Consider the following 16,096-nt stretch of genomic DNA (forward strand, 5'->3'; position numbering starts at 1 on the left):
GTGCAGTGCCCCGATTGTTCCAGGCTTCGTGTTTATCTGGTTTGATTTCTAAGGCTTTGTCGTAGGAGGCGATGGCAGCTCCCAATCTTCCTAAATTACCAAGTGCAGTGCCCCGATTGTTCCAGGCTTCGTGTTTATCTGGTTTGATTTCTAAGGCTTTGTCGTAGGAGGCGATGGCATCTTCCCATCTTCCTAAATTACCAAGTGCAGTGCCCCGATTGTTCCAGGCTTCGTATGAATCTGGTTTGATTTCTAAGGCTTTGTCGTAGGAGGCGATGGCAGCTTCCCATCTTCCTAAATTACCAAGTGCAGTGCCCCGATTGTTCCAGGCTTCGTATGAATCTGGTTTGATTTCTAAGGCTTTGTCGCAGGAGGCGATGGCATCTTCCCATCTTCCTAAATTACCAAGTGCAGTGGCCCGATTGTTCCAGGCTTCGTATGAATCTGGTTTGATTTCTAAGGCTTTGTCGTAGGAGGCGATGGCAGCTTCCCATCTTCCTAAATTAACCAGTGCATAGCCCCGATTGTTCCAGGTCACGTGATAATTTGGTTTGATTTCTAAGGCTTTGTCGTAGGAGGCGAGCGCTTCTTCCCATCTTCCTAAATTAACCAGTGCATAGCCCCGATTGTTCCAGGCCACGTGATAATCTGGTTTGATTTCTAAGGCTTTGTCGTAGGAGGCGAGCGCTTCTTCCCATCTTCCTAAATTACCCAGTGCATAGCCCCGATTGTACCAGGCTTTGTCGTCATCTGGTTTGAATTCTAAGGCTTTGTCGAAGGAGGCGAGCGCCTGTGCAGATTCTTCAGCATAGCCATGTAATAAACCTTGTTCTAAAAACAATTCAGCTTGTTGTTCTCGTGTTTGCCCATCCTCATCAATTAAAACTTGAATCCTCACCAATTCCCGTTTCCGTTCTTGGGAAGTCAAAGCTAGGTAATCTTCTCGGTTCAATCTTTCCCAACAAGCTTTCCTTGATTCCAGTTGCAGCAATTCTCGATCCATCGACAACTTAAATAAGCTCGATCGCCAATCAAAGAAATCCGGCGCCCGCTGGATCAAATAATTAACTGCAAAACGAGGCAAAACAAACACAAAACACATCTTAAAATCATCTCTAAACCTTTCCCGCTGCTGGTTTAAATTAATTAAAACAGGCGGCACCCCCCGCCAACTATAAGAATAAATATCCTTGCTTTCCCATCCGATATCCTTTTTTTCTTTCTCATATTCATAAAGTGAATATTCTAAGCCTTTCACAAACAAGATATTAATTGCATCCCGTTCTGGCAAATCTTTAATTATGTTATAAAAATTATAAACCGACTCATCCAGCGGCAACACCTCAATCTTTTTCTGCGGCACATCTGCTTGAACTTTCGCAATCAAGCGTTCACCTTCCGCGGGCGAACACTCAACAAACAACAACCGGAAACCATTTGTCCGTTTGAGAGTGCGTACCAGAGTTTGATACTCTTCCTCTGGTTCTGCTTCGGGTAAGTCGGCATCCCAATCAATTATTTCTGGCGTCATGGCTCAACTTGTGCAAGACTATCTTTAAATTGCTTGATTCCTTTAATCAGCGGGTGAACATCATGCCAATACTGTATTTCTCCTGCTTCATCAAAGTAGCGGTATTCCAAAACACAACGGTTAAACAATAATTTGCGGCATTCCTCCTCATTTTTGATTTCTTTTGAGCGTGAAACCTTAGCTAAAATTGGCCAGTCTCTATCGTCCACAGTTCTGCGAAAAGGATCTCGTATTTTCGTAATAGCTCTTTGCACGGCTGTTGCAGAAATCGGCAATTTTTCCGTACGTTGAATTGCTTCTTCCATTAACTGCAACATATTTCTTACATGACCGCCACTCATCAAGCAAATTTGATTTAGTATTTCTCTGTTTTCAAACAGTCCAGTTTCCAGAGATAAGTTTGGAGAAAAAATGCTAACTCGCTTACGAATCAATTCTTTTATTATATTCACTCCTGGTTTATGGATCTTGCCATCAGGAGTTTGCACCATAATCATTGGCAAAATTTCCGTGTTATCGTAATTGGATGCTAACTCATTCGCACGGTTAGAATACATCATTGAAATTGGCAAAGTATAAATAACGTGACAATCTAATCCTTTAAGTTGTCCGCAGCGATCTATAAAGATTTCATCATGATTGTTGCGTCCCTCCGCTACGATTAATGGCACAATTCTGTCTAAATTATCTACAATAACTGCTAGTTGAGTATAGCCGGGAGGGAGGTGCTGTTTGGCATCAGCAATATATTCATTTAGCGCTGCAATTAAAGTTGTTGTGTGGGGGTTAATTTTTTGGCGAATTTCTTGACGCAGACTCGGTACTGCTCTAATATTTGCTGTGAGTTTTGTAAACAGAGTAATTTGAGACTCTAGAGTGATAGAGTCAAGAGCAACGTCCATTTGTGCTAAGTCTTTCAATTCAGCCCCTCGACTCTTTACCCAATTTAATAAAGCTGGAGATTTAGAGTTTGAGCTAAGTTTTTTCAATAAATGTTTGGTACAAGCGAGGAGAATATCGGTATATTCAGTATCTTCTGGATCGATATCTTCTTCTTCTGCCGCGAAATAGACTACAAAACAGCCTTTGTTTTGCAAATGTTGCTCTAGTCGCAGCAATTCAGTTGACTTTCCCGCACCGCGATGTCCAGTATACAACTGACAAGTCATTCGCTGCGATCGCTGAATCTTTGTGCCCAAATCTACGGTAATATCACCATCTCCTCGCACTTCCCGACAGTCAACATACTGCGGGTCTCCTGCTGGTAAAGGATAGAATGGGTCAAAAGCATTGTAGAGGTTTGTTAGTAACTTTTCTGATTCTTGAGTCATAATCTGATATTTTTTTGATAACTTTAAAGTATTTTTTCAGCACTTACGCACTAGGACCAAAGAAACCGCGTTTTTTACCAAATCTGCGCGTTACAACGAAGTATTTTTGTAAAAAACCCGGTTTCGGATCTCCCATGCGTAAGTCCTAAGGATGCTGCTGCACCCTATTTTTAAGCTTGATATTTTTTCAGAATAGCAACTTTTTCGGGGAAGATTTCGATCGCCATTTTGTCATCATCACGAGTCGCGAGCGATCGCCTCACCTCGCCCAAAAACAGCGGCTGCGACAGCCCAGGTTCAGGATGTACAACAGTACGAACCCGGATGGTCATGTAGTCTCTGCCCCGCCCCGAGCGCCCTGGAGAGTACAAATCCGCAGCCGCTTGCTGCATCGTTGCTTCTAATTCCGATTCGGTGATCGTAGGTGGCACAGTAACTACTGTTTGAGCGCCGCCAGTATCGTAAACTAAAGAATAGCGAACTGCACCCGGAATTTCTGTGCGAGTAAAGAGTCCCAAACCGAGACCGAATATACTCGCAGCAATTACGCCCATAAAGCTTGTCACTCCTACCAATCGGAAGCGAAAACCCCATTTGAAGATAAATGCTATAACTGTTAAAATAGCCAAAGCTACTGTCAGAATTCCCGCCCATTGGGCGTACATTAAAAGGTTAGAATTTACGCTCATTTGATGATTTGTTGACTGTTGACTGTTGACTGTTGACATTAGTTACCGCTACCCGATGCCCAATGCCCAATGATTAATTAAGCGTTTCGGCCCATAAGCAGATAAGTCATCATATCGCCTTTGCCCTTCACTGGAATCACGCCGCGCTCCTCAAAAACGTACTTATCCCGCAGGCGCTCGTAGGTAGCAACTGTCACTTGAATGCTGCCGGGGACGCCTTGAGATTCCATCCGGGAAGCTGTATTTACCGTATCTCCCCACAAATCGTAAGTAAATTTTTTAGTACCGATTACCCCAGCTTCTACCGGGCCTGTGTGGATGCCGATGCGAATGCTGAGCGGCTGACCTCCCTTGGTATGTATCTTAGTCATTGCTGCTTGAATTTCCAGCGCCATTTCGGCGATCGACTCGGCGTGGTCGTCGCTGGGCGTCGGCAAACCGCCAACCACCATATAAGCATCGCCGATCGTCTTAATTTTCTCAAGTCCGTAGCGCTCGGCCAACTCGTCAAAAGCCGAAAAAATCTCGTTGAGCAACTCCACCAATTGGGCCGGCGATAAATGAGACGAAAGCTTAGTAAAACCGACCAAATCGGCAAACATCACTGTTACCTCGGCGAAACTGTCTGCGATCGTAATTTCCCCGTGTTTCAGGCGCTGCGCGATCGCCTTGGGTAAAATATTTAACAGCAAACGCTCGGACTTTTCCTTTTCCTGGGCCAACTCATGTAAATACGCCTGTTCCTTATCCCGCAGTCGCTTCTTTTCCAGACAAGCGCTAATCCGAGCCTTGAGCAATACCGGATTGAACGGTTTAGAAAGATAATCCTCCGCCCCCAACTCTATACACCGGACGATACTGTCGATATCGTCCACCGCCGAAATCATAATCACCGGGATATGGCGCAACTTTTCGTCCGCCTTCAGACTTTCGAGCACCTGATAGCCGTTCATTTGCGGCATCATAATGTCGAGGAGAACTAAATCAAAAGGCTCTGTTCGCAACATTTCCAGAGCTTGCAGACCATCTTCAGCAACAGTCACCACATGGCCTTGACGCTGAAGTCGGCGGGCGAGCAAATCGCGGTTTACCTCATTGTCGTCAACAACCAGCACGCTGCCCTCATCACCTTTCATGTCAGGGCCTCTTTCAGAAGAGTTTCAATTTTACCCAAAAGTCGGGGAAACTCGACCGGTTTAGTGTCGTAGTCATTGCAGCCTGCAGCCAGACACTTTTCACGATCGCCCGCCATTGCGTGAGCCGTCAGCGCAATCACCGGAATCCTGCTAGTTTCAGGAGCCGCCTTAATTTGCTGCGTTGCTTGCCACCCGTCTAGAACCGGCAGACTCATATCCATCAGAATCAAATCGGGTACTTTCGCGAGCGCCATCGACACTCCCTCAGCACCGTCAACAGCAATAAAGACCTCATGTCCCTTGCGGGCCAGACGCCTGGAAAGCATATCCCTGTTCATTTCGTTATCTTCGACCAACAGGATTTTAGCCATTGGTGTTCTCCTTGCCTTTCGAGTCGTACCTGCGATCGAACCTGTCATTGACTATAGAGCGAACATCGCGCAACAAACTATCGCAACTGTAGACTCCTTTTTGTAGCACCCGCTCGACGTAGCCGTTTAGCTGCTGGCTTTCGGCTTGTGTCAAGTTTTTCCCCGTGATCACAACAATCGGTATAGGATCTCCCGAATGGGATTTGCGAAGTTCCCCGATCAACTCAAAACCATCCATTTCTGGCAACATCAAATCCAGTAATATCAGGTGCGGGCGAGCCACTTTTAGCCGATCGAGAGCAGCGCGTCCGCTGTCAGCTTCCGTTACTGCCCAGCCTTGTGTTTCTAGTACGCATCGCAGTATTTCGCGCGTGGCAACGTCGTCTTCCACAATTAGAATCTGACAGGTCAAATTGTTACTTGCAACGCCGTCTTGGTCGCGTCGGTACTTGTTCAACAAGGCAGCCAGCCGTTTGCCGTCCACTGGTTTGGTGAGGTAGTCCGAGGCACCCAATGCAAAGCCGAGGCTTTTGTTGCCCACAAAGGATAGCAGGATTACGGGAATTTCGGCAAGCTCAGGATCTGCCTTCAGCGCTGAGAGTACCGCCCAACCGTCCATTCCGGGCATAATCACGTCCAGGGTAATGGCGTCTGGCCGTAGTTGCTTAGCGAGCCGGAGAGCTTGCTCGCCGCCGCCGGCGACTTCTACGTGCAGCCCTTGGCGACTGAGGGCGCGCTGGATTAAATCCCGCGAGATCGGGTCGTCGTCAACTACCAGCACCGTGCCGACAGCGGGGGCGTCCGGAGGGCTAGTGCTGTCATGGACTTTGTTGGGGATTTCCGGCTGTTTGATGGCGCTGGGCAAAAGCACGGTGAAAGTGGTGCCTGCGCCCAAGGTGCTGCTGACCTCAATGCTGCCGCCCATCATCTGACAGAAGCGCTGGCTGATTGCTAGTCCCAAACCTGTGCCACCGTACTCGCGGGTAGTGGAGGCATCAGCTTGGGTGAAAGGTTGGAAAACTCGCTGCAATTGGTCTTGTGTCATGCCTATGCCGGTGTCGGCGACGCGGAAACTTAAAAATTCGGAGTTGGAAATTAAAATTTGGGAAGATTCTTCTTGATTTTTCATTTTTAATTGTTCATTCTTAATTCTTTCCACTCCGATCGCAATTTTCCCGTTTTGTGTGAACTTGGCAGCGTTGCTGAGCAAATTAAGCAGCACTTGCCGCACTTTTGTCATGTCCGCGTGCATGGTGTCGAGGTTGTCTGGACAGTACACTTCTAGGGTATTACCATTTTTCTCGACCAGCGGCCTGGCCGTGGCAACAGCACTTTCAATTAAGGTATGAATGTCGAATGTTTCTAAGTAGAGATCCATTCGGCCTGCTTCAATTTTAGAAATATCTAAGATGTCGTCAATCAGGGACAGCAGGTGTTTGCCGGCGCTGCAGATTTTTTCGAGGTCGGGGACGGATTCGCAACTGCCCAATTCTTCTGCTTCTTCTTTAAGCATTTCGCTGTAGCCAATGATGGCGTTGAGGGGCGTGCGAAGTTCGTGGCTCATGTTGGCGAGAAATGTGCTTTTTGCCCGGTTGGCTGATTCTGCTGCTTCTAGGGCCAACTGCATGGCGGATTCTGCCTGTTTGCGATCGGTGATGTCTTGGACTGTGCCTTCGTAGTACAAAACGCGGTCGTTTTCGTCGCAGATGCTGCGGGCGTTTTCAGAAATCCAGATGGTGCTACCGTCTCGGCGGTATATTTGGGATTCAAATTTTGACACTTCGCGGCGCGCGCCCAATTGGGTCATAAATTCCGCGCGCCGATTGGGGTTAAGGTAAAATTGACGGTTGATATCGGTGAGTTCGGCGAGCATTTGGGTACAGGATTCGTAGCCGTAAATGCGGGCTAGTGCGCGATTGCCGCTGAGGTAGTGTCCTGAAGGCGTTGTCTGGAATATGCCTTCGACTGCGTTTTCAAAGATGCTGCGGTATTTTGTTTCGGATTGTCTCAAGGCTGCTTCTGCTCGCTTACGCTCTAGGACATTGGCGAGCATTTCTCCTACCATTTTTAGCTGTGGGGATATTTCGGTTCCTCGACCTGTTGTTTGCTTTAAGGCATCGAATCCGAGAAATCCTACTAGGTTTTTACTACAAATTAGGGGAATAATTATCAGCGATTGGATATTTTTTAGCTGTTTTTTTAATTTTAAATTATTTAGGGAAGCGCCAATCGAAGAAATTGAAGCGATTACTGTTTGATTGACTGTTTGGGATGGGGATTCTGTCGGGAATTGGGCTTGATTTTGACCGATAAAATAGGCAATTTCGGCGCTCGCTGGGGGCGGGAGTTCGCCGATTTCTGGAATATAGAGGCATTCGGCGCGATCGAGTTTTTCTGCGATCCAAGGGATTTGTGCGATGTCTATTTGGCTGTCGGTGCTGTCTTTGACTGCCACAATGCTTTCGCCGCACCACTCGTAGGTTTTGTCGGCACGGGTTTTGTCTTGAGATAACAGGTAGATGTAACTGCGGTCAAACCCGCTCAAGGTGGCGATCGCTTCCAGGGTTTGATCGATGCCTTTGTCTATTTCTGATGAGGGCTGGCTGATGAAATCGGTTGAGAAACGGGAAATCAACTGAGCGAATTCTATTCGATACTGCAAAGATTGTTCCACTTTTTTGAGTTGGGTAACATCTCGAAAGCTCCAGACTCTACCGACTGTTTTCGCTCTGACTTTTGAGGGCAAGGAATTTAATTCAAGAATTTTGCCGTCTTTAAATTCTAATAATTCGCTGATTTGAGTATCTGGATCTGCCGACACTTTGATCACGTTTTGGAGAAATCCTTGCGGGTCTTTTAATTGTTCCCTGTCGAAGGGGAATCCTGTTTTGATTGTTTTTTTGACAGTGCCGAAGGTCGATCGGCTCAACTTTCCTTGGCTGGCGGACAACCCCCACATCTCTAGAAATTTCTGATTATAATTACATATATTGCCGTTTATGTCAACCGCCAGAATTCCTGCATCTGTAGATTTTAGAACTGCTTGCAGTATCGAGAGCGATTGCTTGTGTTCTCTAATGTCAAAAAACACCAAGACTGATATTTCGCTGCCCTCAACTGCGGGATGGAAAAAATAGGAAACCGGTAAAATCTTGCCGTCGCGACACAAAAACTCGTCGTCCCAATTGTTGCAAGGTTGACCGGAAGCGATCGCCTCTTGTAGATCTAGTGTAGGTGCGATCGGCCTATCTTCAGTCTTGCTTGGCGACTGTTTCGGAGCCTTTAAAACTTGGGATTTCTTGCCTTCCTTTTGCTTCCCGATGCGCTCTAGCAGGGAAACGCCTGCAAGTTCCGACTCTCGCCACCCCAGCAAGCGTTCGGCTTCTGGATTCACCGAGATTACACAGCCCTTCGCGTCAAGGATACACAATCCCGCCCCCAAACTGTTGATAATCCCCCGCAGTCGATCGAATTCTGAAGCTGTTGGAGGTTCTTGAGGGAACTGGGGCGAGTCAGTTAAATCCTTTAATGCCACCGTCTCCAAGTTAAAGCAATCTTCCTGCTGAAGTTCTTGCTGAGTCTGAACTCGGTCATAGCTACAACTTACCTGCTCTAATAAAAGCTGCCACTGCTCAGCAGTGGGAGGGGGAGACTCGCCGACTAAACCGAGCTGTTCGAGTTGGCGCTGGAGGTGGGGGTGCATATTTTCTGGCGCTTTGTAGGCAACTTTCTACAGTATATCTTTTTAATTAATAGTATATATACGTAGGTATAGCGTTAGGGGACAAGTACGCGATCGAAGTCTATCACAGGTTTTATTGAGAAGCCGAGGGATCATGTTTCCTCTCCAAAATCTTTCAAACTGCGCTAATTATATTAATTTTCAGAACTTTTAAGGATTATCAACCAACCAATCCTCTAAATGTCGGCAGCAGGCTCAAAAATAATATAGCAACCCTTGCAGGAGTCGTAAAATTTTTACGACTCATTTAAGTTTACTCTATATTAGAAAATCTAGTAAAAAAACTGAGTTTATAATGTGATAAATTATTTACCCAATCTCCCTAAGTGCTAGCGAAATAATCAGCAATTGTCGGAGGCAAAGAAAATTTGCAGGCATCGAAAATAACTGTCAAAAAAAATATTACTCGTCAGACTTTTCGGTTGAGATCGAAAGGTCGGTGAACATAGCTGGCAGCCGAATGGTAAAGGTAGAACCTTTATCCAACTCGCTGAATGCAGTAATATCTCCGCCCATCATTTCGCAGAATTTCTTAGTAATCGTCAGCCCCAAACCAGTGCCCCCGTACTTCTTAGTAGTTGAGGAATCGGCTTGGGTGAAAGGCTCAAAGATTCTGGCTAACTGTTCGGGACTCATGCCAATGCCGGTATCTTTGACCGTAAAAATGATCCCCTCTTGAGCAGAAGATAAGAGAGACAAGCTATTTTCAGCTTTGTCACCTCCTCTATACGATCCAAGTTTTTTGCCTTTCTTTGCAGCGTCGGCGGGGGTTTCGACGGATCGGGTAACGGCGAAGGTAATCGCGCCGGAGCAAGTAAATTTCGCGGCATTGCTGAGGAGGTTGAGCAGAGACTGCCGGAGTTTAGTTTTGTCGGTGTGCATCGAGCCAATATCCTCGGGGCATTGTATTTCTAGGATATTGCTATTTTTGTCTGCCATCGGCGCGATCGTGGCGACTACTTCCTCAACCAGAGTTGGAATGGTGAAGGTTTCGACGTGCAAGTCGGTGTGGCCTGCTTCAATTTTGGTCAAGTCGAGAATATCTTTAATCAGCGCGAGTAGGTGCTGGCCGGCCGTGTTAATTCTCTGGAGGTCGTCGATGAACTCTGCAGCACCGAGGTCTCGCGCGTCTTCTTGCAGGAGCTCGCTGTAGCCGATGATGGCGTTGAGGGGGGTTCTGAGTTCGTGACTCATGTTGGCGAGAAAAATGCTTTTGGATCTATTTGCAGCTTCGGCGGCTAATGCGGCCCGGCGGAATTCTTCGGATCGCAAGCGTTCGGTGATGTCGCTGGTCATGATTAAAACGCATTGAGTGGTGCCGAGGTCGATGAGTTCCCCTGACAGCAGCCAGTCGCGCACTTCGCCGCTTTTGGTGCGAATTTTGATTTCTTGGTTGCCGATCGAATTTTGTGCTTGCAAAATCTGGGCGAGGCGCCGCCCGTCTTCGGAATTGACCCACATTCCTAAGTCGGTGGGGGTGTAGCCGATAAATTCGTGCCGCGGCCAGCCTAAGGAGCGCAAAAAGCTTTCATTGGCATCAAGGAAGCGTGCGTCTGTGAGGGTGCAGATGCTGATGCCAACTGGGGAGGCGTGAAAAGCCTTGGAAAATCTTTCTTCTGAAGAACGCAGGGCGGCTTCGGCTTGCTTTCTGTCTGTGATGTCTTGGACGGTGCTGGTGATGTAGAGGGAGGTGACGGCGGCTTGTTCGTAGACTGTGCGGTTGCTGCCGTCGGGGAGTATGAGCCTGTAGTCGATGCTGTAAGGCTGTTGCTGAAATAAAGCGGCTTCGATCGAGGTTTTGACTAATTCTCTGTCTTCAGGGTGCACGTATTCCAAGAAGGCTTCCAGGCTGGGTTCAAAACTTCCCGGTTGCTGTCCCAGGATGCGGTAAATTTCCTCTGACCACCGCAATTGCTGGGCGTTGCGGTCTAAGTCCCAGTTGCCTAGTTGGGCGATGCGCTGGGCGTTGGCGAGGCTGGCTTCGCTGGCGCGCAGGGAGGCTTCTGCTTGGTGGCGTTCCGCGACGGTGGCGGCTAAGACTAAGCCGGTGACGGCTATGACGGCGATGAAGGCTTGCAGGGATAACAGTGCTTGGGGGATGCTACTGGCGTGTTTGAAAAAGGGGCCGCTGCTTCGGGCTATGCCCCAGATGGCGAAGCCGCAGAGGATGAGGTTGGAGAGAGCCGTGTAGCGCTGACCGAATCGAAAGGCAGCCCAAACTACTAGGGGAAATGGTAAGTATTCGAGGGGATAGCGCGCGTAGGCGGCGCGGGTGCGGGAGCAAAAGACGAGCCAGCCGACTGCTAGTAGCAGCAGCAGCCAAATCGCTCGTTCAGCTATCTGTTTGCGATGGGTGGGGATTTTGGGCAATTGTTGGCACGTCAGCAGCAGCGGGGCGACGAGCAAAATTCCCATAGCGTCTCCCACCCACCAACTCCCCCAAATCGTGCCAAAATTGCTCCAGCTAGATAAACTGGTCAGGCATACGAGGATGCTGCCGATGGTGGAGTTGATCAGGGTAGATCCCAAGGCTGCTAGTCCGACTATTCCTAAAACGTCTTTGAGCCGATCGAGCTTGGCGCTAAAGTTAATGCGCTGTAGCAGATAAGTTCCTGTCCACGCTTGCAGGGTTCTGGCGCCGGCCGAGATCAATGCCGTGCCGATGTTGGCCGACGGTACGCTCATGCTGAACAGGAAGCCTCCGATCGCGATTCCCGGCCACAGTTGTCGCCCAAACAGCAGCAGGGCGACTTGGGCAATTCCTGCTGCTGGCCACATCGGGTAAATTTCTGAACTGAGGGTGAGGGTGGAAATTGCGAATTGCGACGCCCCATAGTAGACCAAGGCGATCGCGCCTACTGCGAGGAAGTACCGCCAGGAATGTCCTTTGATTGCATTAAGGAACTTTGTCTGCATGGTCGTTTGGGGAAAAGGTGGACGGTTGTTGGGGTCTCAGTAGGTGGCATGGGACAGGCAGAGGGTAGAGAAAATGTTTCTATTAGGTGATGGTAGGTAATGGGTGGTAAGTAGTGGGAGAAGCGTTTGAGCTAACTTTTTGTGGTGCCGTTGAGGGTTCGGTTTTTTTGTTGGATCACATCTGCCCATGAATTTCGAGAGTATCGCTTTTTTGTAAATATATCTCTAATGGCTAAGCAATTGGTTTGTAAATTTTTGGTTTTTGTTGAAAATTTATTACCGACCGACAGCGGGTGTCTTTTTGTGTCGGGCGATCGTAACTATATTCACCCTAACATCTTGCATCATGCTCAATAATACCTAAAATACCAATAATAGCCACGTAAAATCTCTGCTTTTAGGTCAGTTTATGGCAAGCAACACGGTTTCTGATTAGAAGTGCAGGCGGTAGTGATTTTCACTAGATTTTCAACCAATCAATCGAGTCTTCCAGTCTTTCGCTCGAATACAGTGAAAGCGGATATTTTACAGCTAATAAAAATATTTTTTCTGATCTATTTCCCTATAGCTGTAGCCATATCTAGGGTTAGTGTCAAACGCTCTTGAGATTCTTTAAGGGCATCTTGGGGGTTGCGGCCCAGAAGGGTTGCCTCTATAGCGCGACCGAGGTTTTCTGATAGGCGGGAGTAACCTGATATAATGGGTCGCGCTCTGGCTGAGTTCATTTGCTCTAAAAATACTTGCAAAACAGGGTTTTTTTCCACAAAGCTTTGATAAGCTTGGCTCTGTCTCGATTTTAAGTTAATGGGCAAGTAACCTGTTCCCAATGCCCATGCTGTTTGGAATTCTTCACCTATAACGTATTCTAAGAATACTAGGGCGGCTCGCTCTCGTTCTGGCGAGGTTTTCATTAAAAATAGGTTTTCACCCCCTACGACGGCTGCGGGGCGTTTGAGAATCGGTAAAGGCATTGCTCCGTAGTCGATCGCGCTTTGCTGCAACTGTGCTAGCGTCCACGGCCCGGTGATTTGCATGGCGACTTTCCCGGCGATGAAGTTGTCGAGTTCGTAACCGCGTTCGGGTGCTGACAATATTGCTGAACCTTCTTTTAACAAGTCGTCCCACAATTCTAAGGCGGCGCGAGAACCGGGATTATCTATTTGGGGTACAGGACTTTGAGGTGTTTTGGCTTTGAGTTCGCCGCCTGCGCTGAACATGAATGGCAGCCAGGTAAATACTGTCCATTCTCCTTTGCCTAGGGGGAGCACTATGCCGTGTTGGTCGGTGCGGCCGTCTCCGTCGGTGTCTTGCGTGAGCGATCGGGCTGTTTGCTTTAATTGCGCCCAATTCTGCGGCAATTTTTTGATTCCTGCTGCTGCAAATAAGCTGGGACGGTAAAAGATGGCGACGTTGTTTGTCGCCAGGGGAACTGACCAAGTGTGTCCGCCGAGTTCCATTGACTCGAAGAGTGCCGGGTAGATTTCGGCTTTCCGGGGCGATTTGTCGAGCCAGTTTTCTAATGGTTCAATTGCGTTTAGTTCTGCTAGTTTTCCTGAAATTGTGGCAGCATTCCAAAGCAAATCCGGCGGTGCATTTCCAACGATTGCTGTTAGTATTTTTGGTAGTTGTTGGTCGGGCTGACCGATGTAAATTGGTTCTACTTGGATGTTGGGATGTGTTTTGTTGAATTTGTCTATGAGAGTTTTAAATACGTCGCGATTGGGCGGGGGATTAATGCCGTGCCACAGTGTAATTTTTATTGGTTCGGCGTTTTTGGACGCGGGTGTTGTGGTGTTTTGACAGCCGCTTAATATTAGCAGATTTAAGGTAAGTAAAATGCAGACAGCTAGTTGTATTGGTCTTTTAATTGCTGGGAATAATTGGGATAGAATCATTTTTTAGTTACATTCAGGGAAGAATATTTGTTTAAGCGCCGATGAGCGCGGATGGAGGCGGATAGTTAGAGGTACATAAAACGAGCTCAATCTAGCAAATCTGGTAGTAGCTGATTGCTCTATCCATTCGAGGTGTTTTGAAACAAAACGGTGAAAACTCCTGTTCCTAGTTTATCCTGCGGCCACATCCGATAGCAAGGAATTGCTGTCAGGTGCGATCGATGTTTTGCTAAATGAGGAACTGTGACAGGCTGAAATTCGGGAAATTTGCTTAACAGCCATTCGCTGACTTGTTCCTTTTCTGCGGTTCAATAAGTGCAGGTCATGTATGCAAGATAACCTTGGGGTACTACAATTTTAGCAGAATTGGCTAAAATTCTTTTTTGGCGGTTGGCATTGCTGTTGATGGTGACATGATGAAAGCCTCCGGGTGCTTTGTCTCCTTTTGCTAAGAGTGACTGACCAGTACAAGCAGCATCTACTATTACTAAATTAGCCGTTTGTGACATCTTTTCGGCAAGTATTTTTGAATCGACGTTAGTGGCGAGGGATGGTTGAATTTGGCAGCGTTTTAAATTCGAGATAAGCATTCCCATGGGTTTGCCTATGACTTCCTTGCACAACACCAATTCTGGGTTTAAGGTTTTCCAAGCAAATATACTTTTTCCTCCGGGGGCGGCGCACATATCTAAGATTAGTTTGACGAGTTGCGGTATTGTTAACAGTGTGGAGGCGGCGAAAATTGAGGAAAAGTCGAGACAGTAGTAATGTCCTGCTTGATATAAGGAATGTTTTCCCCGCTGGAATTATCATGCCAGTATATCTACAAATTCCGCTTACCAAAAGACAGAAATTGCGAGGATCAATGGGTTTTCTATTGATTTTGGTTGCCCCCACAAGATGGCAGGATTAAAAGGTTGGGGATTGATAATAGCCTGAATATTTTTTGTTCTGCGCTGTTGGCAAATAAGCTGCGGCTGAGTTTAACCAAGAGATTCGACAGTTTTTCCAGGTTCGGCGAGATCTGATAAGATTGAGATTAGCAGTAATAAAGGTAGATTCGATGAAAATTCCTAATGTAGAACAGTTAGAGTTAACTTGAAAAAAATGGAGGGAAAGGTTGTTGCATCTATCAAACCGATTGCTTTGGAGCCTTTGAGTCGGGCTGCACCTAAGTAGGAATCGAGAGCTTTTTTGTCGATCGCACAACTCGGAACTATTGTCGAAGTGTATAATCTAGGAGGAAACTACGATTATTGGAGTCCTGGGCGCATGGGGAGCTAGAAACCCGCTGGATGCTTAGATTTCTTGTTTTGACAGTTCCAGACAGTATCGAGAGGACTCATAGTTAATTCACGCCTACAGGCTATAAGTGATGACGGATGACTAATAATTGCTTAATAACTAAAAATCTATGAAAATTGTCTTTTTTGGCACTCCGGAATTTGCTGTTCCTACTTTATCCAGTCTGCTAAGTCATCCCGAATTCGAGGTAGTGGCTGTGGTGACTCAACCAGATAAACGTCGGGGAAGAGGCAATCAATTGATGCCTTCACCTGTAAAAATGGCGGCTTTAAATCACCATCTCCCGGTTTGGCAGCCGCAGCGAATCAAGAAAGATTCTGAAACAATTGCCCACTTGCGGGAAGCGGAAGCTGATATTTTCGTGGTGGTAGCTTACGGCCAGATTCTTTCTCAAGAAATACTGGATATTCCTAATTTGGCTTGCGTTAACGTCCACGGTTCAATTTTGCCGAAGTATCGCGGTGCCGCGCCGATTCAGCGCTGTCTTTATGACGGGGAAAAGGCGACCGGAATTACTACTATGCTGATGGATGCTGGTATGGATACTGGCGGGATGCTGTTGAAGGCTTTTGCGGGTATTACGCTGTTGGATAATGTTGATTCTTTGGGTGACAGGTTGGCGGAACTTGGGGCCGATTTGTTGGTGGAAACTTTGGTGAAATTGAGGGATGGCGAAGTTAAAGCTGTTGTTCAAGATGATGCTGAGGCGACTTATGCGCCGATGATTAAGAGTGCGGATTATGTGCTGGATTGGTCGAAAAGTGCGATCGACCTTCACAATCAAGTTAGGGGCTTTTTCCCGGATTGCACGACGACTTTTCGGGGCAATTCTTTGAAGGTGATTGCGACAGTGCCCGTCGGGCCGGAATATTGGCTGCAAATGCCAGCCGATTTGAGAGTTTTGGAACGCGAATGGCCTGTTTTAGGCGAGTTGTCGGGGGAAAATGGGGCAGTTGTCAAGGTTGTGAAGGGCTTGGGGGCGATCGTCCAAACTGGCGATGGTTTATTATTATTGCGGGAGGTGCAGTTAGCGGGGAAAAAGGTGCAGTCTGGGATGGATTTTGCGAATGGAACTCGGTTGGCTGTCGGGGAAGTTTTTGGGAGTTAAATTGTATATTTAGGGCGGGCAAGATACCCACCCTACAATATTTGGCAGCAAAATCATCCTGTAATTAGATGC

At 47.3% G+C, this 16,096-nt stretch carries 10 protein-coding genes; 1 reads left to right on the forward strand and 9 read right to left on the reverse strand.

Annotated elements, in window-relative coordinates; all coding sequences use genetic code 11:
• From QT994_RS16150 to QT994_RS16190, 9 genes are all read right to left on the reverse strand, one after another.
• The coding region (locus QT994_RS16150; protein ID WP_333176107.1) for a tetratricopeptide repeat protein at positions 1-1,531 on the reverse strand (1,531 nt) is incomplete at its 3' end.
• Positions 1,528-2,862, reverse strand: a complete 1,335-nt coding sequence (locus tag QT994_RS16155) for an ATP-binding protein (RefSeq protein WP_333176109.1) — start codon at positions 2,860-2,862, stop codon at positions 1,528-1,530. The genes QT994_RS16150 and QT994_RS16155, both read right to left, overlap by 4 nt.
• Positions 2,863-3,032: 170 nt before the next feature.
• Positions 3,033-3,551 carry a Ycf51 family protein gene (locus QT994_RS16160; RefSeq protein WP_333176111.1) on the reverse strand — a complete coding sequence of 173 codons (519 nt, stop codon included), beginning with the start codon at positions 3,549-3,551 and terminating at the stop codon, positions 3,033-3,035.
• A gap of 77 nt (positions 3,552-3,628) precedes the next feature.
• The gene (locus QT994_RS16165) at positions 3,629-4,687 is read right to left on the reverse strand and encodes an adenylate/guanylate cyclase domain-containing protein (RefSeq protein WP_333176113.1); all 1,059 of its coding nucleotides are present in this window, start codon (positions 4,685-4,687) and stop codon (positions 3,629-3,631) included.
• Positions 4,684-5,058, reverse strand: a complete 375-nt coding sequence (locus QT994_RS16170) for a response regulator (RefSeq protein ID WP_015177895.1) — start codon at positions 5,056-5,058, stop codon at positions 4,684-4,686. The genes QT994_RS16165 and QT994_RS16170 overlap by 4 nt, the downstream gene beginning before the upstream one ends.
• The gene (locus QT994_RS16175; protein ID WP_333176115.1) at positions 5,051-8,761 is read right to left on the reverse strand and encodes a response regulator; all 3,711 of its coding nucleotides are present in this window, start codon (positions 8,759-8,761) and stop codon (positions 5,051-5,053) included. Before QT994_RS16175 ends, QT994_RS16170 begins: the two co-directional genes overlap by 8 nt.
• 441 nt (positions 8,762-9,202) lie before the next feature.
• Complete coding sequence (locus QT994_RS16180; protein WP_333176117.1) at positions 9,203-11,716, reverse strand: MASE1 domain-containing protein; 2,514 nt, start codon at positions 11,714-11,716, stop codon at positions 9,203-9,205.
• Between the two features lie 554 nt (positions 11,717-12,270).
• Positions 12,271-13,611, reverse strand: coding sequence for an ABC transporter substrate-binding protein (locus QT994_RS16185; protein WP_333176119.1), 1,341 nt, complete (start codon positions 13,609-13,611; stop codon positions 12,271-12,273).
• A 308-nt stretch (positions 13,612-13,919) separates the two neighbouring features.
• Positions 13,920-14,297 (reverse strand): hypothetical protein, encoded by a 378-nt coding sequence (locus QT994_RS16190; RefSeq protein WP_333176121.1) that lies wholly within the window; start codon positions 14,295-14,297, stop codon positions 13,920-13,922.
• Between the two features lie 728 nt (positions 14,298-15,025).
• Between QT994_RS16190 and fmt the strand changes: the two genes are divergently transcribed.
• Positions 15,026-16,024 carry a methionyl-tRNA formyltransferase gene (gene fmt, locus QT994_RS16195; RefSeq protein WP_333176123.1) on the forward strand — a complete coding sequence of 333 codons (999 nt, stop codon included), beginning with the start codon at positions 15,026-15,028 and terminating at the stop codon, positions 16,022-16,024.
• The last annotated feature ends 72 nt before the right edge of the window (positions 16,025-16,096 follow it).

The sequence above is a fragment of the Microcoleus sp. S13_B4 genome, from assembly GCF_036700885.1.
GTDB lineage: Bacteria > Cyanobacteriota > Cyanobacteriia > Cyanobacteriales > Microcoleaceae > Microcoleus.